Source organism: Pseudomonas sp. Pso3, from assembly GCF_055393275.1.
In genome coordinates this window covers 2,378,757-2,394,180 of the sequence record NZ_AP043687.1, presented here as the reverse complement: position 1 = coordinate 2,394,180, position 15,424 = coordinate 2,378,757, and the positions used below count along the sequence as shown (strand labels likewise).

28 protein-coding genes and 1 pseudogene are annotated in these 15,424 nt (G+C 63.5%); 15 read left to right on the top strand and 14 right to left on the bottom strand.

All coding sequences use genetic code 11. The features are described 5' to 3' along the window. Positions 1–30 precede the first annotated feature (30 nt). Positions 31–648 carry a putative metallopeptidase gene (locus ACZ5R1_RS11250; RefSeq protein WP_464713229.1) on the bottom strand — a complete coding sequence of 206 codons (618 nt, stop codon included), beginning with the start codon at positions 646–648 and terminating at the stop codon, positions 31–33. A gap of 106 nt (positions 649–754) precedes the next feature. On the opposite strand from ACZ5R1_RS11250, the gene ACZ5R1_RS11245 reads away from it, so the two are divergent. Continuing rightward, a complete protein-coding gene (locus tag ACZ5R1_RS11245; protein WP_273807264.1) occupies positions 755–979 on the top strand; it encodes a hypothetical protein in 225 nt (74 codons plus the stop codon). Positions 980–1,012: 33 nt separating this feature from the next. On the opposite strand, the gene ACZ5R1_RS11240 is transcribed toward ACZ5R1_RS11245, so the two are convergent. Together ACZ5R1_RS11240 and ACZ5R1_RS11235 are read right to left on the bottom strand one after the other, a co-directional pair. Next, positions 1,013–1,339 carry a hypothetical protein gene (locus ACZ5R1_RS11240; RefSeq protein WP_273807263.1) on the bottom strand — a complete coding sequence of 109 codons (327 nt, stop codon included), beginning with the start codon at positions 1,337–1,339 and terminating at the stop codon, positions 1,013–1,015. Continuing rightward, the gene (locus ACZ5R1_RS11235; protein WP_077172953.1) at positions 1,311–1,691 is read right to left on the bottom strand and encodes a hypothetical protein; all 381 of its coding nucleotides are present in this window, start codon (positions 1,689–1,691) and stop codon (positions 1,311–1,313) included. Before ACZ5R1_RS11235 ends, ACZ5R1_RS11240 begins: the two co-directional genes overlap by 29 nt. Before the next feature lie 170 nt (positions 1,692–1,861). Between ACZ5R1_RS11235 and ACZ5R1_RS11230 the strand changes: the two genes are divergently transcribed. Together ACZ5R1_RS11230 and ACZ5R1_RS11225 are read left to right on the top strand one after the other, a co-directional pair. Further along, entirely contained in the window at positions 1,862–2,047 is a 186-nt protein-coding gene (locus tag ACZ5R1_RS11230) for a hypothetical protein (RefSeq protein ID WP_273807517.1), read from the top strand. Between the two features lie 44 nt (positions 2,048–2,091). Then, a complete protein-coding gene (locus ACZ5R1_RS11225; RefSeq protein WP_273807262.1) occupies positions 2,092–2,379 on the top strand; it encodes an XRE family transcriptional regulator in 288 nt (95 codons plus the stop codon). Positions 2,380–2,413: 34 nt separating this feature from the next. Here the strand turns inward: ACZ5R1_RS11225 and ACZ5R1_RS11220 are convergent, their stop codons facing one another. From ACZ5R1_RS11220 to ACZ5R1_RS11170, 11 genes are all read right to left on the bottom strand, one after another. Beyond that, the gene (locus tag ACZ5R1_RS11220; protein ID WP_273807261.1) at positions 2,414–2,644 is read right to left on the bottom strand and encodes a hypothetical protein; all 231 of its coding nucleotides are present in this window, start codon (positions 2,642–2,644) and stop codon (positions 2,414–2,416) included. A gap of 332 nt (positions 2,645–2,976) precedes the next feature. Then, entirely contained in the window at positions 2,977–3,684 is a 708-nt protein-coding gene (locus tag ACZ5R1_RS11215) for a hypothetical protein (RefSeq protein ID WP_464713228.1), read from the bottom strand. Further along, a complete protein-coding gene (locus ACZ5R1_RS11210; protein ID WP_273807259.1) occupies positions 3,647–3,805 on the bottom strand; it encodes a hypothetical protein in 159 nt (52 codons plus the stop codon). Before ACZ5R1_RS11210 ends, ACZ5R1_RS11215 begins: the two co-directional genes overlap by 38 nt. Then, the gene (locus ACZ5R1_RS11205) at positions 3,802–4,248 is read right to left on the bottom strand and encodes a recombination protein NinB (protein WP_464713227.1); all 447 of its coding nucleotides are present in this window, start codon (positions 4,246–4,248) and stop codon (positions 3,802–3,804) included. Before ACZ5R1_RS11205 ends, ACZ5R1_RS11210 begins: the two co-directional genes overlap by 4 nt. Continuing rightward, entirely contained in the window at positions 4,241–4,366 is a 126-nt protein-coding gene (locus ACZ5R1_RS11200; protein ID WP_464713226.1) for a hypothetical protein, read from the bottom strand. Before ACZ5R1_RS11200 ends, ACZ5R1_RS11205 begins: the two co-directional genes overlap by 8 nt. Then, positions 4,366–4,812, bottom strand: a complete 447-nt coding sequence (locus ACZ5R1_RS11195; RefSeq protein ID WP_464713225.1) for a RusA family crossover junction endodeoxyribonuclease — start codon at positions 4,810–4,812, stop codon at positions 4,366–4,368. Before ACZ5R1_RS11195 ends, ACZ5R1_RS11200 begins: the two co-directional genes overlap by 1 nt. Then, positions 4,805–5,086 carry a hypothetical protein gene (locus ACZ5R1_RS11190; protein WP_464713224.1) on the bottom strand — a complete coding sequence of 94 codons (282 nt, stop codon included), beginning with the start codon at positions 5,084–5,086 and terminating at the stop codon, positions 4,805–4,807. The genes ACZ5R1_RS11195 and ACZ5R1_RS11190 overlap by 8 nt, the downstream gene beginning before the upstream one ends. Next, on the bottom strand, positions 5,079–5,606 hold the full coding sequence (locus ACZ5R1_RS11185; protein ID WP_464713223.1) for a hypothetical protein: 528 nt from the start codon (positions 5,604–5,606) through the stop codon (positions 5,079–5,081). The genes ACZ5R1_RS11190 and ACZ5R1_RS11185 overlap by 8 nt, the downstream gene beginning before the upstream one ends. Continuing rightward, complete coding sequence (locus ACZ5R1_RS11180; protein WP_464713222.1) at positions 5,590–6,576, bottom strand: DnaT-like ssDNA-binding domain-containing protein; 987 nt, start codon at positions 6,574–6,576, stop codon at positions 5,590–5,592. The genes ACZ5R1_RS11185 and ACZ5R1_RS11180 overlap by 17 nt, the downstream gene beginning before the upstream one ends. A 3-nt stretch (positions 6,577–6,579) precedes the next feature. Continuing rightward, positions 6,580–6,891, bottom strand: a complete 312-nt coding sequence (locus tag ACZ5R1_RS11175) for a CII family transcriptional regulator (protein WP_108582068.1) — start codon at positions 6,889–6,891, stop codon at positions 6,580–6,582. Between the two features lie 2 nt (positions 6,892–6,893). After that, a complete protein-coding gene (locus ACZ5R1_RS11170) occupies positions 6,894–7,121 on the bottom strand; it encodes a Cro/CI family transcriptional regulator (protein WP_464713221.1) in 228 nt (75 codons plus the stop codon). 109 nt (positions 7,122–7,230) lie between these two features. Here ACZ5R1_RS11170 and ACZ5R1_RS11165 point away from each other — a divergent pair, with 109 nt between their 5' ends. From ACZ5R1_RS11165 to ACZ5R1_RS11110, 12 genes and pseudogenes are all read left to right on the top strand, one after another. Beyond that, on the top strand, positions 7,231–7,887 hold the full coding sequence (locus ACZ5R1_RS11165) for an XRE family transcriptional regulator (RefSeq protein WP_464713220.1): 657 nt from the start codon (positions 7,231–7,233) through the stop codon (positions 7,885–7,887). A gap of 380 nt (positions 7,888–8,267) precedes the next feature. After that, a complete protein-coding gene (locus ACZ5R1_RS11160) occupies positions 8,268–8,888 on the top strand; it encodes a hypothetical protein (RefSeq protein ID WP_464713219.1) in 621 nt (206 codons plus the stop codon). 102 nt (positions 8,889–8,990) lie between these two features. Continuing rightward, on the top strand, positions 8,991–9,251 hold the full coding sequence (locus tag ACZ5R1_RS11155; RefSeq protein ID WP_464713218.1) for a DUF1654 domain-containing protein: 261 nt from the start codon (positions 8,991–8,993) through the stop codon (positions 9,249–9,251). Between the two features lie 595 nt (positions 9,252–9,846). Next, positions 9,847–10,176 (top strand): hypothetical protein, encoded by a 330-nt coding sequence (locus ACZ5R1_RS11150; protein WP_464713217.1) that lies wholly within the window; start codon positions 9,847–9,849, stop codon positions 10,174–10,176. After that, positions 10,173–10,379 (top strand): hypothetical protein, encoded by a 207-nt coding sequence (locus ACZ5R1_RS11145; RefSeq protein ID WP_288357048.1) that lies wholly within the window; start codon positions 10,173–10,175, stop codon positions 10,377–10,379. The genes ACZ5R1_RS11150 and ACZ5R1_RS11145 overlap by 4 nt, the downstream gene beginning before the upstream one ends. Then, the gene (locus ACZ5R1_RS11140) at positions 10,376–10,576 is read left to right on the top strand and encodes a hypothetical protein (RefSeq protein ID WP_464713216.1); all 201 of its coding nucleotides are present in this window, start codon (positions 10,376–10,378) and stop codon (positions 10,574–10,576) included. The genes ACZ5R1_RS11145 and ACZ5R1_RS11140 overlap by 4 nt, the downstream gene beginning before the upstream one ends. Then, positions 10,573–11,358 carry a RecB family exonuclease gene (locus ACZ5R1_RS11135; protein WP_464713215.1) on the top strand — a complete coding sequence of 262 codons (786 nt, stop codon included), beginning with the start codon at positions 10,573–10,575 and terminating at the stop codon, positions 11,356–11,358. The genes ACZ5R1_RS11140 and ACZ5R1_RS11135 overlap by 4 nt, the downstream gene beginning before the upstream one ends. A gap of 4 nt (positions 11,359–11,362) precedes the next feature. After that, positions 11,363–12,205, top strand: coding sequence for a recombinase family protein (locus tag ACZ5R1_RS11130; protein WP_464713214.1), 843 nt, complete (start codon positions 11,363–11,365; stop codon positions 12,203–12,205). A 5-nt stretch (positions 12,206–12,210) separates the two neighbouring features. Continuing rightward, positions 12,211–12,411 (top strand): hypothetical protein, encoded by a 201-nt coding sequence (locus tag ACZ5R1_RS11125; RefSeq protein WP_464713213.1) that lies wholly within the window; start codon positions 12,211–12,213, stop codon positions 12,409–12,411. Positions 12,412–12,917: 506 nt separating this feature from the next. Then, positions 12,918–13,136: pseudogene (locus ACZ5R1_RS11120) on the top strand (DNA translocase FtsK); the annotation flags it as partial. Positions 13,137–13,459: 323 nt separating this feature from the next. Beyond that, on the top strand, positions 13,460–15,199 hold the full coding sequence (locus ACZ5R1_RS11115; RefSeq protein WP_464713211.1) for an AAA family ATPase: 1,740 nt from the start codon (positions 13,460–13,462) through the stop codon (positions 15,197–15,199). 31 nt (positions 15,200–15,230) lie between these two features. Beyond that, complete coding sequence (locus ACZ5R1_RS11110; protein ID WP_464713210.1) at positions 15,231–15,407, top strand: hypothetical protein; 177 nt, start codon at positions 15,231–15,233, stop codon at positions 15,405–15,407. Positions 15,408–15,424: the final 17 nt, after the last annotated feature.

The following is a 15,424-nucleotide window of genomic DNA, read 5'->3' as shown; positions in this document are numbered from 1 at the left end:
GTTCTACTTCCGTCAAGGGTCTGTCAGAGGTCAAGCCGACTTGAGCAGACAGGTTCCGCAGGCCCTCGCAATGTTGATTTTCTCCACCTCAGGGCGGCTGCTCGCGGCTTCCACCAGGCGCTGCACGTCCGGGCTGGCGCCATAGCGACGCACCACGCCGACGAACTCTTCGACGTCGTGGCCGCGCAGCTTGAGCTTGGGCATGCCGTCTCGGGTGAACGCTGGGGCGCCGAAGCCATCCAGCTCTTGGGCGATGTGGTAGAGCTCGTGCTCGACTAGGGCGCAGAACTCGGCGTCGCTGCATTCGGCGCAGTAGTCGGCGGCCAGGGTGATTAGGAAGTCGGGTACTCGCCCGAACCACTCCACCATCTGCTGCTCCGCCCTCGCCTTCTGCCAGCCGCCGGCGCGGAACGCCACCTGCTCGGCCTGGCCCAGCACCAAACGGCTGCCCTTGATGAAGCCCGTCCTGGCCCAGAGGAAGCCGATGTCCGCGTCGAGCAGGTGGATATGGTCCTCGTTGAAAAGCGGGTCAGTGGGCTTCAGGAGCGTTGCTCTGACCCACTCAAGCAGATCCGCTGCCGGGGCCATTTGTAGCCAACTATCCGCAGCGGTCGAGAAGAAAGCTGAAGTCGGAAAAGGCCTGACCATTTCGTCCCCCTGACGCTAACCAAGTGGTGATCGTCTACCGCCGCCTTCAGAAATTCCGGAGACGGCCGATCCGCTTGGGGCTATCCCATTATGTAAGGAGTACAAAATGGCAATTTCCTGTGGTGATCCAAAACGCCTCATTGAGATCCTGCGTCTCATGTATCCCAAAGCCACCTTCGGTGCAGAAAACGCAATCGGGACCGTTAAGATCACCTTTCCAGACCGCTTGGTTGTAAATGTTTTCGCTAACGGGACCGTAAATTTTCAGGGCCAGGCGAGCCCGATAAAAGGGCAGATTGAGGAACAGATCGAGATCGTGAATAAAGAATGATTGCTCTGGAGGGCAGTTCTCTCTGCCCTCTTTTCATCGTAATTCTCCAGCTTGCTTACCATGAGCTGCACCCGCCGCTTTAGCTGCCGCCTCACTGGCCTGCTGCGCTGCGCCGGCGGCAACCTCAGCAGCCTTCCCGGTCTGGCTCGCGAGGGTTTCGAGCCGCTGATCCTTCTTGCCCAGCGCCTTATCGTAGGCGTCACGGATCGCAGCGAGCTCTACGAGCATGATCCGGTGAGCGCTGTACATGGCGGCCTGGTACCCGAAGATGCCACCGCTCAGCACCAGCAGTGCCCCCAGCGCCCACAGTTCGTACCGTCGCCACCATGCTTTAGCGCGCTTCAGGGTTTCGCCGTTCATAACCGGTCCTCTGCAAGGCCTGCCGTAGCTGCGAGACCTCGCTCGTCAATTGGCTGATCTGGGCTTCCTGCAGGTCGAGCTGCGACTTCATTGCCTTCATGGTCCCGGTGAGTTCGCCCACCGTTCGGTACATCTCGTTGCGTTCTTTCGTCACCGTCTCCAGTGTCGTCCGAAGGTCTTTGTTCTCTTCGGTCAAGCGCTCCAGCATGTCCTTCTCGGCGCGATCATTCGCGACGGAGGCGTTCGTGCTGGAGTAGAACTTGCGAAGCCAGGTCAGGCCCCAGGCGAGGCCGATACCGCCCGCGGTGAACCACCCGGTCGGGTTGCCGCCGCCCAGATCGGATGGGTCCATTTCGATGCTCCAGAAATGCGAAAGGCCCGCCGAGGCGAGCCTGATAAATAACGATGAAAGGCGAATTTGCCCTGTTGCAAAATAGGCCCAATGGGCCTAATATATTTCACATGGGAAGCGCATACCGCGCGGCCCGACAGCCCCAAAGGGACGAACCAATGAGCCTCGAAATGACCCACGCCGAACTCGAAAAGATCCACTCCGAGATCGCCAAGCTGATGGCCGAAACCAGCAAGCTCAACGCTGAGACCAACAAGCTGCGAGTAGACATCTTCTGGTACCCCGTTGCAGTTGCCACTGGCCTGGTCAGTGCCGTGGCCGGCGTGACGGCGATAGTCATCAAGCTCTTCAACTGAATACCCAGGCCCCGCGAAAGCGGGGTCTCTCTTTGGGGTCCACCATGCAGCGCATCAAGCACTACCAGCCGCCTACCACCGAAGACCTGGCCCAGCTCAAGGCGCTATTGAAAGCAGCTGGCATGAAGGCGACCGGCGATGAGCTTGCCGACTTGGCCGGCCTGTCGGATGGCAGGCAGTGGCGAAAGTACACTGGCGGCGCCCAGCCCCGCGAGCTGAGCGCGCAGATGCTCTTCTTCATCGCTGCGAGGCTGACTCTGCCGGAGGAGCAGCTGGAGACGATCTACAGCAAGATGCGGGAGATTGGCGCCACCCTGGATTTCGAAGGCTGAAGCAAAAACCCCTGCACATCGGCCGGGGCGTTGCTTACTTTCTGAGGCAGCCCGGAAAACGCCGGTCCGCGTCCGACACGTACTGCTTGCCATCCTTCCCCATGCACCAGGTGCTGCCGTACTGACGGAAGCTGGTGAACTGGCTGCCTTCGACATCCATTCTCGCCGCACGCCGGAACTTGCGATGCCATTTGGCCTTGTCGGCCTTCTCGCTTTCGCAGGTCGTCATTCCGAAGATAGGTGTCTTTCTGCGGCTTCGGCTCATACGGGCCATCCTGCGGCATCAGCACGCCGCTCCTGCATGGTCAGCATGTGGAAGTAGCGGCGAGGGTTGCCGCACATGAAGCAAGAGCAGACCTTACCGTGATTGGCGAATATACCTGCCATCCTGGCGTCATTCGTCCACGCCTCATGGGCACTCTGCTTTCGGTAGAACTTGGCCTTCACGCGTTGCGCGTGATGCCTTCTCTCGGATCGATCCATGGTCATCTCCAATGGCCAGATCCAAGAAAGCCCCGGGAGACGAATCTGCCGAGGCTTCTGATGGGGTGCTGCTTCACACGATGAATAAATCATGCCGCCAGCCGCACATTTGTGTCAAGCCGCACACTTCATCGCCCGAAGAAGGTTCGCGACGGGCGCCAGAGCCATCTTGTCCAGGTCGTTGCAGGCGGTGAAACAGGCTTGGACGAACTCCTCCCATTCCCGGTCCCAGTTCCGGGCATCCAGCTCCACGCCGTAGGTGTAATCGAGAAAGGTGCGAAAGGCCTCCGGCGTCGGAAGCGGGTCCGGCGCGGCGCTCTGCCCGCCCTGGTGCTGGCGCCGGTACCGGTATAGCACCGCCATGGCGACGAACTCGGCCTTGGCGTGCTTCTTCGCGTACATCTTAGGCCCGCGCAGGTAGGCCAGCTGGAACACCGACCATTCGGCTACCTCGCGCCACAGGTCGTTGCTGTCCGGGTGATACAGGTGGTTGCCGAAGGCGAACAGGTCCGCCGGCAAGCGCTCCACCACGCTGCGGACGTGGGCGCCGATGGTCTCGTTCACCAACCCGGTCACGCCGCGCACGCGCTCGGTGCTCTGGTAGGGGCCGACCAACGCCAGCGACTCGCAATGGCGGTTGGTGCCGTCCCCTGGGCGGTAGTAGGCGTTGAACCACTCGTCTCGGGCTGAACTCAGGCGCATCTGGGATACCTCGGAAATCTGGATTGCGACTTGCGCGGCCACCTGGCGGCGCAGACAACTGCAGGCGTCCTTGCCGGGTGGATCACAGGCGGCGCTTTGCTTGGCGCTCGATTTGGTCATGGCGGTCACGGAGCAGCCTGCGTAGCTCTCGGGCCTCCCGCTCGCGCTTCAGCTGGAGCAGGCCATGACCGACGATGCCGACTCCTGCCAGCGGGACCAGGTAAGACAGGAAGGTCATCATGCCGTCCGCCTCTGGCCGTAGATGGCCAACATCAGGTCCTCGGGGTGAGGCAGCAGCAGTTCGAGATGCTCGGCGCAGTAGCGGTCGAGCAGGTCGAGGTATTCGGTCATCTGGGCCTGAGTGAAGCCGCTGGTCTTGGCTCGGCCGATCTTGAACTCGCCGCCGGCGGGCCCAGGCATGGCCACCTTCCGGACCTCGCACGGCCACAGGCGCGCCACCAGGATCTCGTGCCACTCCTGGGCGCTGGCGAACTGGCCAAAGCTGTCGGCCAGGTGTCTCTGGATCGCGTTGTTCCACATCCAGAGCAGGCGGTTCTGGGCGTCGCTGCGCTGGCTGCGGATCTCGGTGATGGCGATCTTCCGCGGCTTCGAGAGATCCAGGCCGGCGAGGAAGGACATCAGGCGCTCGCGGTCGGCGGGCGTGCGGATCACGAGATCAGTCATCGCCCTGCCCCTCTACATCGCCCAGCCAGTCACAGGAAAGCCGGGCAGAGCGTTGAGAGCGCAGACCATGCAGGTCGTGCAGGTGCGCCAGCAGGATCAGTAGCCAGTAGATGCCCATCACGCCGCCTCCTCCGTCATCAGCGGCACGATCCGCACGCGCACGCACGGCGTCTCGGCGTAGCGCTTGCGCACGATGGCGTCGACCACCTGGACGTCGTCCCGCCACACCACGCCATTGAGGCCGTCGTAGATCGCCTTGATCACGTTGTCCATGTCGGGCTTCGTGGTCGGGAATACCTGGCCGGCGACAGCCTGGGCCTTCCACTTTTTTGACTTCGACTGAGGGATCGGCAGCAGGATCTGTAGCTCGACCATGACTGGGTGCGGGATCAGGCCCCGGCCGGCCATGGCGATCTGGGCCGCATGGGCGATCAGCCCCTCATAGGCCACCGTCTCCTTCGGCGTGAACATGCGGGCATGGGCGCCTACCTTGCCGATGCGCGGGCGGCCCTTGCCGATAGGCTTGCCAGGCACCACGAACTCCACCGCGGCGAACTCACGCATGGCCCAGCTCCTTCTCGCCCTGGCGTACCGGGGCGAAGTCGCGGCCCAGCGGCATGAGGTGGTGCTCAGCAACGAATGCCCAGTCACGATCGCTGTTGACGAACACGATCCAGGCGGGGGTGTTGCTGGAGCTGAACCACCACCTCCCGTCCGGACCGATGAAGTCTTCGCCCGGCTCGGCGCGGAACCACAGCTCGACGGTTGAGCCGATGAGGTGCGGCGACACGCGGCAGCCGGTCACCAGGGCCAGGTCCTCTGGTTTGAAGTCACGCATGGTTGTCTCTCCGGATACGCATCTTGGCCAGCAGCATGGCGCGGGCTTGCGCGGGATCGTTGGGAATGCCCTGGGCTTGCATGAGGTCCCGCGCCTGCTGGTGGCTATGGGCGAACTGCACCTGCATCGGCGACTTGTGCTCGTGCTCAATGCCGAGGGGGATCGTGTCCTCAAGCGGCTTGCCCATGACGGCACGGGCCCGGACCACGGCGTAGTTGCGGCCAAAGGTCTTGCGCAGGCCCTTGTTGTCCGGCCGCGCGGTACGCAGGTCGTAGGTGCCAGTCAGCTTGGCGGCTACGCGCACGGCATCGTGGCCGTACTCACCGCGCAGGGCCTGGTCCCACGCCTCCTCCTCGGTGGGCAGACCGGGGACGTTGAGGCACATGGCGCGGAACTGCGGTGCCGAGGGCGGCCAGCCATCGTTCTCCAGGCTGGACAGGGCTGCCAGGCCGTTAGCGAGCTGGCGACCAGAGATCCCGGTCAGGTGCTTGGCCCAGGCGTGGTCAGGCTTCGGAGTCACGCCAAAATTCGCCGTCCAGCGGTGGCCGTAGGTCTCCACCATCGTGATCCACAGTTGCTCCAGCAACTCCATGCGCAGCGGGTCCACACGCTTGGGCTCGCTCGAAGCGTCCGCGCTCGATGGCTTCCCGGACCTGTTCTGTAGCTGAGAGGTTGCGACCGCGGCCAGGTTGACCACGCGCTGGGCGGTTCTGAGCGGCTTCTGCTGCGGCATAGCGTCCGGGGTTGGCTTGTGCATGGCGGTGCTCCCGTTTCAGATGCTGGGCGAGCGCGTGCTCCCAGCGGGCTTGGGTTCGGTGTTCATCAGGGTTGGTGATCCAGTAGGAGCGGAACTCCATGAGCTGGTCAGCCTGGATCTGGACGCCGGCCATGGCGTTCATCGTGAGCGTGGCCTTGAAGGTCTGCGGGTTCGGCTCCCAATCCGCCGTCATGGCGAACCTGGTGCGGGAGTCGGTTGCGCACGCACGCGGTGATGGTGGTGGTGTATTACCGGACTCCGGAAGTAGGTTGCTGCTAGCGGGTTGCTCAAAAAATGACCCGGTTGCAGCTCCACCCTCCTCCTGGCTGGAAACCCCGTCGTTGCTGGGTTCTGGCCGGTTGCTGCTCGGTTGCTGCCCTGGTTGTAGCTCGGTTGTAGCTCGGTTGTAGCTCTTTTGGGCGGACTGATACGTGCGAGCGTGGGGAAACTCGAAAACGAGGGGGCCGACTACCTTGAGAGCACCGATCTTTTCCAGTCTGCGGACGGCCGATCGGTACTGCTCTCGAGTGACGGGCTTAGGGGTAGGACGCCCAGGGATAGGGTCCACGGTGAAGCCTTCACGTAGCACTATCTCATTGATGAGCGTCTGCTTTCCAGCGATGCCGGTGGCGAAGTCCATGCGGCGCTTCAGAGCCACGTAGAGCTTCAGCAGCTCCGCCGGCTCACCAGCGAACAGGGCCCATTCATCATCGTTGACCAGAACTGCGGTCATGACTCAATCCCAGCCCAGGGGTCCTGGGCGCTTCTTCTCAGCCTTGAGGCCGATGCGTGCCATGGTTTCGAGCGCCGAGAGGTACTCGGCCGTCACCACCACCGCACTATCTGGAACGACACGCAGGCCCAATAGCGCGAGCACCTTCGCCCAGCGCTGGTACTCGTCCTCATTCCATCGAGAAACCGTCGATTCGCTGCAACCGACTTCCAGGGCGATCTGCTTCTGACTTACGCGCGGAACGCGCTGCAAGATCAGGGTTTCGATCTCCCGTGCTATGTCATCCCTGGTAGGGCTCAATGCGGTTGTGTTCATGGCTAGGACGCTAGTTTGGAGGGCTCGGGTATCGGATAGATGTCCGGCCGCAGCTCGTGACGCGAAACCCCGGAAGCCGCCTCGATTTCGAGGACGCGCTCGGCGGGAACCTTGCCCAGCGCGCACCAGCGCTGGACTGCTTGAGGGGTGACCTTCAGCGTTCGCGCCAGGGCCGATTGGCCACCAGCTGCTATAGCTGCGCGAGTCGGCGCGTTCTGTTCCTGCTGCATAACAGGGACCTCGTCAGTTGGACTACAACCAAAAGTTACAGGCAAGGACGAAATGATACAAGCAAAACTTGCAATGCTCCCTACAAGCCAAGGTTGTAATCTGGCCCGCATGAATAGCATCGGCTCTAGAATCACAGCCGCACGCGAAGCGCGCGGGCTGAACCAATCGGAACTCGCCAGACAACTCGGCGTGACGCCTCAGGCTGTCCAGAAGTGGGAAGCGGGAGAAACTGAGCCGCGAAGAAAGCGCGTCGAAGAGATGGCTGTCATCCTCGGCACCTCCGCTGAGCACCTACTCATTGGCGGCTCGCGCCCGGATGCCGAACAGTCCAACGTCGGCCAGCCGATCCCAATCACCTCGCCCTTCCGGCAGATCCCTATCGTCGGGACCGCCCAGCTCGGTGCAGAGGGCTACTGGACCGCCTTGAGTCCCAGCGAGGGGCACATCAAATTTCCCACCCAGGACAAGGATGCGTATGCGCTGCGCCTTCGCGGCGACTCCATGTCCCCTGCCATCCGATCAGGCTGGGTCGCGATCATTGAGCCCAACGGCGACCTGGTGCCAGGCGAATACGTCTACATCAAGCTGCACGGTGTTCATGATGAAGGCGAGAGCATGGTCAAGGAGCTGTTGCGGGCGGATGACTACGAGGTCAGTCTGATGTCGATCAACGATGCCTTCGGTCGACGTAGCATCCCCTGGGAGCAGATCCAGCATTGCTACCCGGTCGGCGCCATCGTGCCGCCAAGCAAGATCGTGCCGTAATTAAAGCAACAGCAAATAAGCATCGCTGATACTTCAAAGGCGAGGCTATAGAGGACTAGCGATGGCGGACGAGCGTTCAAAAGACATAGATTTGATAACGATGGGTGATCTCATCCGGTTTCTGCAGGCCAAAGCAGAGCGATCAATTTGTATGTCATGCGGGGCCGATGACTGGATGCTTATGGGTGATCCTGAAACCGACCTAAGCACCAAACTGAAGCTTCCTATCAGGAATGCGCGTGTACCCTCCGGCATACCTGTATTGGGCCTATATTGCACAAATTGCGGCTTCGTGCGTCAACACATGGCTTTCTCAGTCAAGCGGTGGCTAGAGGAGAACCCTTCAGAGGACGAAGAGAAACCCCTAGAGGGGCATGAAGGTGACTGAGGACAGCTATCACAGGGCTGAAGATGTCCAGGCCCAGTTCGAAAAAGTTACGAAACTTCGTGTCCCTAGCAAGACCGGTAAAGGACCGATTGCTGACAATAGCGAAATTTCTGCAGATACTGATGGCATGACTAAAGACGACTTTCGCCACGACCTGGCCCTTAGAGACGAACATCTCAAACGTGAATTGGACCTACGTCATGAGTCGGCTAGGCAGGAGCAGGCAGCGCGCGACAAGGCGCTAGATGAACGGCTAGCTAGTTTCTATGCCGCTCAAGCTGAACGAGATAAAGCGCTTAGCGAACGTTTTGCCGGCTTCATTGCCGCGCAAATGGAACGTGAAAAACGCTTCGAGCTGCTCTCAGATCGTGCATTGAAAGCAGCTGAAGGAGCCGAAGAAGCCGCAAAGCAGGCTGCTACGGTAAAGGCAAATTACTGGGCTGCCGTAGTTGTGCAGCTGCTAGCTGTAGTGGCTATTGTGGTAGGTGGCTACTTCGCACTCCACCAGTCGAATCAGAGTGTCGCTCAGACTGTGCAGTCTTCCTATCAAATGGGTCGTGATGACGGCCGAAAGGAAGACTCAAAACCGCCGTTAATACCCGCCCATCAATAGGGAAAGCCCGCCCCGCGCGGGCTTTTTTCTGCCCGGAACCTTGCCGCTTCGCTGCCTGTCGCATACTGTATATTTGAACAGTGTCACAGTAAGGAGGTACCGATGTCCCGCAGCAATGCCCAGGTAGTTAAGAAACAGGTTCAAGTCTCCAGCTACGAGCGGCTATGTCGCCGCATCAACGCTCACATCGCCGAGCCGCACGCGCAGCTAGAAAGGCGGTGCAGGGTCGAGCGCCTGGAGACGGACCACGACGACGACTGGGAGCGGGTCGTGGACGAGATGCGGGAGGTCGACGGCCTATCCGTAGAGCAGAGCGGTACCGGGTATGAGTTCAGCTGGCGCGGAATGCCTGCTACTGACTGACCAGGCCGATACCAGAAGCCCGCCAAGTGCGGGCTTTTTTGTGCCCTACAACTTTTTTTTGGAAAAAATTACAAGTTTTGCTTGCAGGCTACAAAGCAGGGTTGTAACTTTAACTCACAGCCAGCAACCACTGGCCGGGCAGCTCCGCCGCCCCTGCTCTTTCACAATCCGACGCAACAAAGAAACCACAGACCGCATTGCCGCTACGGCGACCGGCAATCAGACAGGCCCGAAAGCCTGCCCACGCGAAGGCGACCCCGAGGGGCGACCGGGACGGCTGATTGAGGGCACCTGGCCCGCTCCGCGCGAGAGACCCGCACGCAATGCGCCGTTTTCACTGGCTGGCCTTGGCAACAGGGCCAGACGGGAAGACAACCGAGGAAAGCACCATGCGCACCTACCTGATCGTGCTCGCCATGACCTGCGCCGCTTTCTTCGGCGCCATCGAGTACACCAAGCCCGTCAAGGACCAGCCGATGGTGATCATCGGCTACCAGGACGAGTAGCCCCGTTCGCCGGGCTGCTGCACACCGCCCCCACCGGTTGCAGCCCGGCCTTTTACCCCGCGCCCAAGGCGCCCATCGAGACCCACACCATGACCCTCGCCATCCAGCATGAGCGGGCGCTCGAGTGCGCCCACGAGCAGGTGCTCCAGCTCGAGTACGACATCGACACCCGGCAGCCCGACGTGATGCTGGCCTTCGCCATCCACTGCGATATGCAGATCGATCCGCAGCGCCAGGTGGTGCTGCTGGAGACGCTGGCCAGCATGCGCGATCGCCAGTTCAACGAGGCCTACATGACCCTCGCCAGCATTAGCCTGCCGCTGGCCAAGGAACTCATGGAGTGGCGCCGGGTGCTGCTCGCCGAGCACGACAACTTCTTCACCGACGAACTGGCCAAGCGCCGCAAGGAGGCAGCATGAGCACCGAGCAGGAAGTAGCCCAGCGGCTGATCGAGACCTGGATCGCACGCATCCCGGCCTTCAATGACGGCATCGCCGAGGGCATGAACGAGATGGCCTATGCCTTGGGCGCCATCGACGACCGCGCCCACGATCACAACCGGGTGCGTATCTCTCAGGAGGTCGCGAAGCGCTGGGCCAAGTCGCAGGGGGCAGCAGCATGACCACCGCCCCCGCTCCCGCAGTCATCGGCGAACAGGTCGCCGACGTCGAAGCGCGCCACACCCTGCTGCTGCGCGCCAGGCAGTCGCTGCCCGAGGCCCTGGGCCTGCCGCCGGAGACTCGGCTGATCGACACCCCGATCCGCTCCCCGATGATACGCCGGCCCGGTCGGCGCTGGTCGGTCGAGGTGGCGTCGTGAACATCGTCACCATCCGCGCCAGCTCGCTGGCCGAACTGTTCGACTGCCCGGCGCGCTGGGAGGCGAAGCACCTCCTGGGAATGCGCAGCCGCTCCAGCGGCGCCGCGCACCTGGGCACGTCGATCCACGCATCCACCGCCCTCTTCGACCAAGCCACCATGGACGGCGCGCCGATCAGCGCGGACGACGCGGCCGGCCTGTTCGTCGACACCCTCTACAACCCTGAGCACGAGGTCGACTGGGAGGACAGCGGGCCGAAGCAGGTCGAGCGCATCGGCCTGACGCTGCACAGCCGCTACTGCGCCGACATCGCGCCCACCCAGGACTATGTCGGCATCGAGGTGACGTGCGAGCGGCTGGAGATCAGCGACCTGGGCCTGGCGCTCACTGGCACCACCGACCGCATCCGGCGCGTGGATAGCCGACTGGGCATCAGCGACCTGAAGAGCGGAGCCCGTGCTGTGGGCTCCACCGGTGTCGCGGTCACCGCCGGCCACCGGCCGCAGCTCGGCGTCTACGAGCTGCTCGCCGAGTTCGCCATCGGCCAGCCGCTGACGGCCCCCGCCGAGATCATCGGCCTAAAGACCGGCGCCGGACCGTGCGTAGGCCGTGGCGAGGTCACCGGCGCCCGCCAGGCCCTGGTCGGCGATGAAGACAACCCTGGCCTGCTCCAGATGGCCTCCCGCCTGATCCATGGCGGCCTGTTCTACGGCAACCCGAAATCGGTGCTGTGCTCCGCACGGTACTGCCCGCGCTATCCCACCTGTCCCTACAAGGGGTGACCCCATGAGCAACACCCAGACGCTGCAGTCCCTGCAGCAACGCCCGGCGCGTGAGCAGATGCCGGTGTCCATGAGCTTCTTCAACCTGGAAGGCTTCGAGCTGATGCAGCGTATCGCCAAGGCCTTCGTCCAGTCCGACCTGGTGCCCAAGCAGTACCAGGGCAACCTGCCGAACTGCCTGATCGCCCTGGACATGGCCCAGCGCATCGGCGCGAACCCGCTGATGGTGATGCAGAACCTCTATGTGGTGCACGGCACCCCGAGCTGGTCGAGCAAATTCCTGATCGCCACGGTGAATACCTGCGGCCGCTTCAGCGCGCTGCGCTACGAGTGGAAAGGCGAAGCGGGCAAGCCGGACTTCGGCTGCCGCGCCTGGGCCATCGAGAAGGAGACCGGCGAGCGCCTCGACGGCATCTGGGTGACCTGGCAGATGGTCAACGCCGAGGGCTGGGCGAGCAAGAGCGGCAGCAAGTGGAAGACGATGCCCGACCAGATGTTCGTCTACCGCGCCGCAGCGTTCTGGCAGCGCGCCTACGCGCCGGATCTGGGCATGGGCCTGCAGACCGAGGAAGAGGTCCGCGACGTCTTCGACGCCAAGCCTGATGCCGGCGGGAACTACGCGGTGGACATCGACGCCCTGCGCCAGGCTGAGGCCGCGCCCCGGACCGTCGATACCGCGACCGGCGAGATCCTGGACGCCGAGCCGGACAAACGTGACGAAAAGGCCGAATCGGTTAACACCGAGGCCGAGAAACGCGACAAATCGGCCGAAAAAGCTGACACCAAGCCGGAAAAGGCTGACACCGGCGCCGCCCAAGACGACACCGACGACTTCAGCATGGAGTGATGGCCATGGCCAGCCGGACCGTAGAGGAGCTGTTCGACCGCGTCGAGCAGTTCACCGTCCTGCTGGACGCCGCTGAGGACGGCGCGGATACGGACTGGGAGATCCAGTTCACCACCGACATCCGCGACCAGTTCAAGCGCTACGGCGCCCACACCTACCTCAGCGACGCCCAGCTGCAGTCGCTCAACAAGATCGCCCACCAGTAGGAACACGCCCCATGAAAATGGAACACCGCGCCATCATCGAAAGCGCAGAGCGTCACGGCTGCCGCCCCTCCGAACTCGCCCACCAGTTGCTGGTGCACGACCTGATCGAGACGTGCCGCTTCGAGCTGCACAATCTCAAGGCGCCCTATCACAAGCTGAACGAGGGCCAGCAGCAGGAGGTCATTGACCGCCTCACCGAGAAGGTCGAGGAGGCCGTCGAGCTGGCCGTCCGGATCATTGCCGCGCGCGATGTCGTGTCGGTACCGATGGATATCCGGTCGATCAAGGTGGAAGCGAAGGCCCTGACCGTGACGGCCAAGGTCGACGCCAACGAGCCGTCGAACACCGAGCTGACGAAGTCCGCCGGCAAGCTCTGCCTGCTGGTGCTGGCACCGAACGACTACAACGACGGCCTGGACGGCATCCAGCCTGACCGCGACCAGTCGGACCTGCCGCTGGCGGCTGCCGACCTGCTGGGCAGCCCGGAGGAACTGGAGAAGCGCCTGGGCGGCGGTGGCGAGCGTGACGACCTGGAAGACGACGCCCTGTTGGAGGAGGCCACCCGCTTCGTGATCAGCACCCGCCGGGCATCGATCTCTGCCATCCAGCGCGCGCTCAAGATCGGCTACAACCGCGCCGCCCGCCTGGTCGAGGCGATGGAGATTGCCGGGACCGTCTCGCCCATGGACAGCACCGGCGGCCGCGAGGTGATTGCGCCGGCGCCTGAAGGCGGTGCGGTAGACGGCAAGGCCGATGAGGCCGAGCTGGAAGACAACACCCCTGAGGATCCCGCCGCACCGCCGCCCGCGGCCTACGGCATCGTGCCCTATTCCGACATCTGCGCCGTCCTGGCCCGCGCCACACCGCCCGTGACCATCGACTACCTGCAGAGCCGGTTCGCCATCAGCAGCGACGCCGCCCGCGCCCTGGTGGTCCGCCTGCTGGATGACAAGGTCATCGCCGTGCAGAGCGAAGCGGAGAACCCGCTGCACAACACCTACCGCGTCACCAAGGACCTCGACGAAGTCGTCTCGATGGAGTAACCAGCATGCGCATCACGAATATCACCGCTACCAACGTCCAGGGGCTGCGAAATGCAGCCCTTGTCGTATCTGAGCCCCTGCTGCTGGTATCCGGTGACAACGGCGCCGGCAAGTCCAGCCTGCTGGACTCGATCAGCATGGCGTTCACCGGCCAGCCGCGCCGGGTGTCCCTGAAGAAGGACCTGGGCCAACTGGTCAATGACGACGGCAAGAAAGGCGAGGCCCACGTCGCCTACGTCGACGCCGCCGGCGAAAGCCAGACCGCCTGGATGATGCTGCCGGGTGGTAAATCAGTGGTAATTCCTGATGCGCCGTTCCTACCCTTCGTGCTGGAGGCCGCGAGATTCGCGGCCTTGGATGGTAAGGAGCGCCGGAAAGTCCTGTTCGACTTGACCGGTGCGGGCGCCGGCGCCGCTGAGGTGGCCCGCCGCCTGGAAGCCAAGGGCGCCGACCTGGCGAAGTTTGAAAAGGTGAAGCCCCTGCTGCGCGGCGGCTTCCCCGCCGCCGAGGCCCAGGCCAAGGAATACGCTGCGGAGTCGCGCGGCGCCTGGAAGGCCATCACCGCCGAGAACTATGGCAGCCAGAAGGCCGAGACTTGGGAGCCGGAGCTGCCGCCGACCACGGTCACCGAGGAGCAGATCGCTGAGGCCGCCAAGGCCCTGGCCGATCTCGATAGCGACCTGGCCGAAGCGCAGCAGACCCTGGGCGTCCACAAGGCCAACGCCCAGGCCGCCGCCCAGCGCCAGGCCCACATGACCCAGCTGCGCGACACCGCTGACCTGCTGCAGCGCCGCCAGGAGAAGCTCGGCGCCGACCAGGCCCGGGTGGACGAATGGACCCCGAAGGTAGCCGAGGCCCAGCGCGCCGCCGCCGGCGAGCCGGCACATGACCCGCTGGCCTGCCCGCACTGCCAGGGCCAGGTGCTGATGGAGCGCGGCCAGCTGGTGGCCTATGTGGCGCCGGAGAAGGTCGCCGACCCCGAGGCCGCCCGCCGCCTGACCGAGTACCAGGGCTATCTGCAGAGCGCCCAGCGCGCCGTGGCGAACAGCCAGCGCGACGTCGATCAGTCCCGCACTGCTGCTCAGCAGCTGGCCACCCTGGAACAGCAGGCCGCCGCGGTACCGGACGCCAAGGCCATGGAGAACGCCGAGCAGGCCATCACCGAGATCCGCCAGGAGCGCGACAAGGCCCGGGCCAAGCACCAGGCACTGGTGGATGCCCATGGCGCTATCGCCGGTCACGACGCTGCGATCGCCAACGCCGCCCAGCACCATGCCGACGTCGTGGCCTGGTCGCTGATCGCCGAGGCCCTGGCGCCCACCGGCATCCCGGCCGAGATCCTCGCCGGCGCGCTGGACCCGTTCAACGAGCTGCTGGCGGCCCAGGCCGCGGTGGCCACCTGGCACCCGGTGGTCATCACCCCCGAGATCGACATCACCTACGGTAGGCGCCTCTACGGGCTGCTCTCGGAATCGGAGAAGTGGCGCGCCGACACCCTGCTGGCCATCGCCATCGCGCGGCTGTCCGGCATCCGCCTGGTGCTGCTGGACCGCTTCGACGTACTGCAGCCCACCGCCCGCCCCCAGGCGCTGAAGCTGCTGCTGGCCCTGACCCGCTCCGGCGACCTCGACAGCGCGGTTATGGCCGGGACGATGAAAGAGCCTATGGCCAAGGTGCCGGCCGGCATCCAGCAGGTGTGGATCCACGCTGGCGTCATTACCAACCAGAAGCAGGCGGCGGCATAGCCGCCTTATTCCATCCCTCGGCGGGTGACGCATGCGCCACAACCAGAAGCTGACGGCAGAGGACGCCGAGCACATCCGGCAACTGCACGAATGGAAGCAGGGCGAGATTCGCCGGCTGAACGAAATTGCCAGTGCAGAAGCGCTGGCCCGCAAATACGGCGTCCACCGCCGCACCATCGAGAAGGTCCTGCACTACAGGACGCACTGACAAGCGCCTCGGCGCGA

Excerpts from the sequence above, each read along its gene's own strand:
- ACZ5R1_RS11250 (WP_464713229.1), bottom strand. The coding sequence starts at position 648 with ATGGTCAGGCCTTTTCCGACTTCAGCTTTCTTCTCGACCGCTGCGGAT.
- ACZ5R1_RS11245 (WP_273807264.1), top strand. The coding sequence starts at position 755 with ATGGCAATTTCCTGTGGTGATCCAAAACGCCTCATTGAGATCCTGCGT.
- ACZ5R1_RS11240 (WP_273807263.1), bottom strand. The coding sequence starts at position 1,339 with ATGAACGGCGAAACCCTGAAGCGCGCTAAAGCATGGTGGCGACGGTAC.
- ACZ5R1_RS11235 (WP_077172953.1), bottom strand. The coding sequence starts at position 1,691 with ATGGACCCATCCGATCTGGGCGGCGGCAACCCGACCGGGTGGTTCACC.
- ACZ5R1_RS11230 (WP_273807517.1), top strand. The coding sequence starts at position 1,862 with ATGACCCACGCCGAACTCGAAAAGATCCACTCCGAGATCGCCAAGCTG.
- ACZ5R1_RS11225 (WP_273807262.1), top strand. The coding sequence starts at position 2,092 with ATGCAGCGCATCAAGCACTACCAGCCGCCTACCACCGAAGACCTGGCC.
- ACZ5R1_RS11220 (WP_273807261.1), bottom strand. The coding sequence starts at position 2,644 with ATGAGCCGAAGCCGCAGAAAGACACCTATCTTCGGAATGACGACCTGC.
- ACZ5R1_RS11215 (WP_464713228.1), bottom strand. The coding sequence starts at position 3,684 with ATGACCAAATCGAGCGCCAAGCAAAGCGCCGCCTGTGATCCACCCGGC.
- ACZ5R1_RS11210 (WP_273807259.1), bottom strand. The coding sequence starts at position 3,805 with ATGATGACCTTCCTGTCTTACCTGGTCCCGCTGGCAGGAGTCGGCATC.
- ACZ5R1_RS11205 (WP_464713227.1), bottom strand. The coding sequence starts at position 4,248 with ATGACTGATCTCGTGATCCGCACGCCCGCCGACCGCGAGCGCCTGATG.
- ACZ5R1_RS11200 (WP_464713226.1), bottom strand. The coding sequence starts at position 4,366 with ATGGGCATCTACTGGCTACTGATCCTGCTGGCGCACCTGCACGACCTG.
- ACZ5R1_RS11195 (WP_464713225.1), bottom strand. The coding sequence starts at position 4,812 with ATGCGTGAGTTCGCCGCGGTGGAGTTCGTGGTGCCTGGCAAGCCTATC.
- ACZ5R1_RS11190 (WP_464713224.1), bottom strand. The coding sequence starts at position 5,086 with ATGCGTGACTTCAAACCAGAGGACCTGGCCCTGGTGACCGGCTGCCGC.
- ACZ5R1_RS11180 (WP_464713222.1), bottom strand. The coding sequence starts at position 6,576 with ATGACCGCAGTTCTGGTCAACGATGATGAATGGGCCCTGTTCGCTGGT.
- ACZ5R1_RS11175 (WP_108582068.1), bottom strand. The coding sequence starts at position 6,891 with ATGAACACAACCGCATTGAGCCCTACCAGGGATGACATAGCACGGGAG.
- ACZ5R1_RS11170 (WP_464713221.1), bottom strand. The coding sequence starts at position 7,121 with ATGCAGCAGGAACAGAACGCGCCGACTCGCGCAGCTATAGCAGCTGGT.
- ACZ5R1_RS11165 (WP_464713220.1), top strand. The coding sequence starts at position 7,231 with ATGAATAGCATCGGCTCTAGAATCACAGCCGCACGCGAAGCGCGCGGG.
- ACZ5R1_RS11155 (WP_464713218.1), top strand. The coding sequence starts at position 8,991 with ATGTCCCGCAGCAATGCCCAGGTAGTTAAGAAACAGGTTCAAGTCTCC.
- ACZ5R1_RS11150 (WP_464713217.1), top strand. The coding sequence starts at position 9,847 with ATGACCCTCGCCATCCAGCATGAGCGGGCGCTCGAGTGCGCCCACGAG.
- ACZ5R1_RS11145 (WP_288357048.1), top strand. The coding sequence starts at position 10,173 with ATGAGCACCGAGCAGGAAGTAGCCCAGCGGCTGATCGAGACCTGGATC.
- ACZ5R1_RS11140 (WP_464713216.1), top strand. The coding sequence starts at position 10,376 with ATGACCACCGCCCCCGCTCCCGCAGTCATCGGCGAACAGGTCGCCGAC.
- ACZ5R1_RS11130 (WP_464713214.1), top strand. The coding sequence starts at position 11,363 with ATGAGCAACACCCAGACGCTGCAGTCCCTGCAGCAACGCCCGGCGCGT.
- ACZ5R1_RS11125 (WP_464713213.1), top strand. The coding sequence starts at position 12,211 with ATGGCCAGCCGGACCGTAGAGGAGCTGTTCGACCGCGTCGAGCAGTTC.
- ACZ5R1_RS11115 (WP_464713211.1), top strand. The coding sequence starts at position 13,460 with ATGCGCATCACGAATATCACCGCTACCAACGTCCAGGGGCTGCGAAAT.
- ACZ5R1_RS11110 (WP_464713210.1), top strand. The coding sequence starts at position 15,231 with ATGCGCCACAACCAGAAGCTGACGGCAGAGGACGCCGAGCACATCCGG.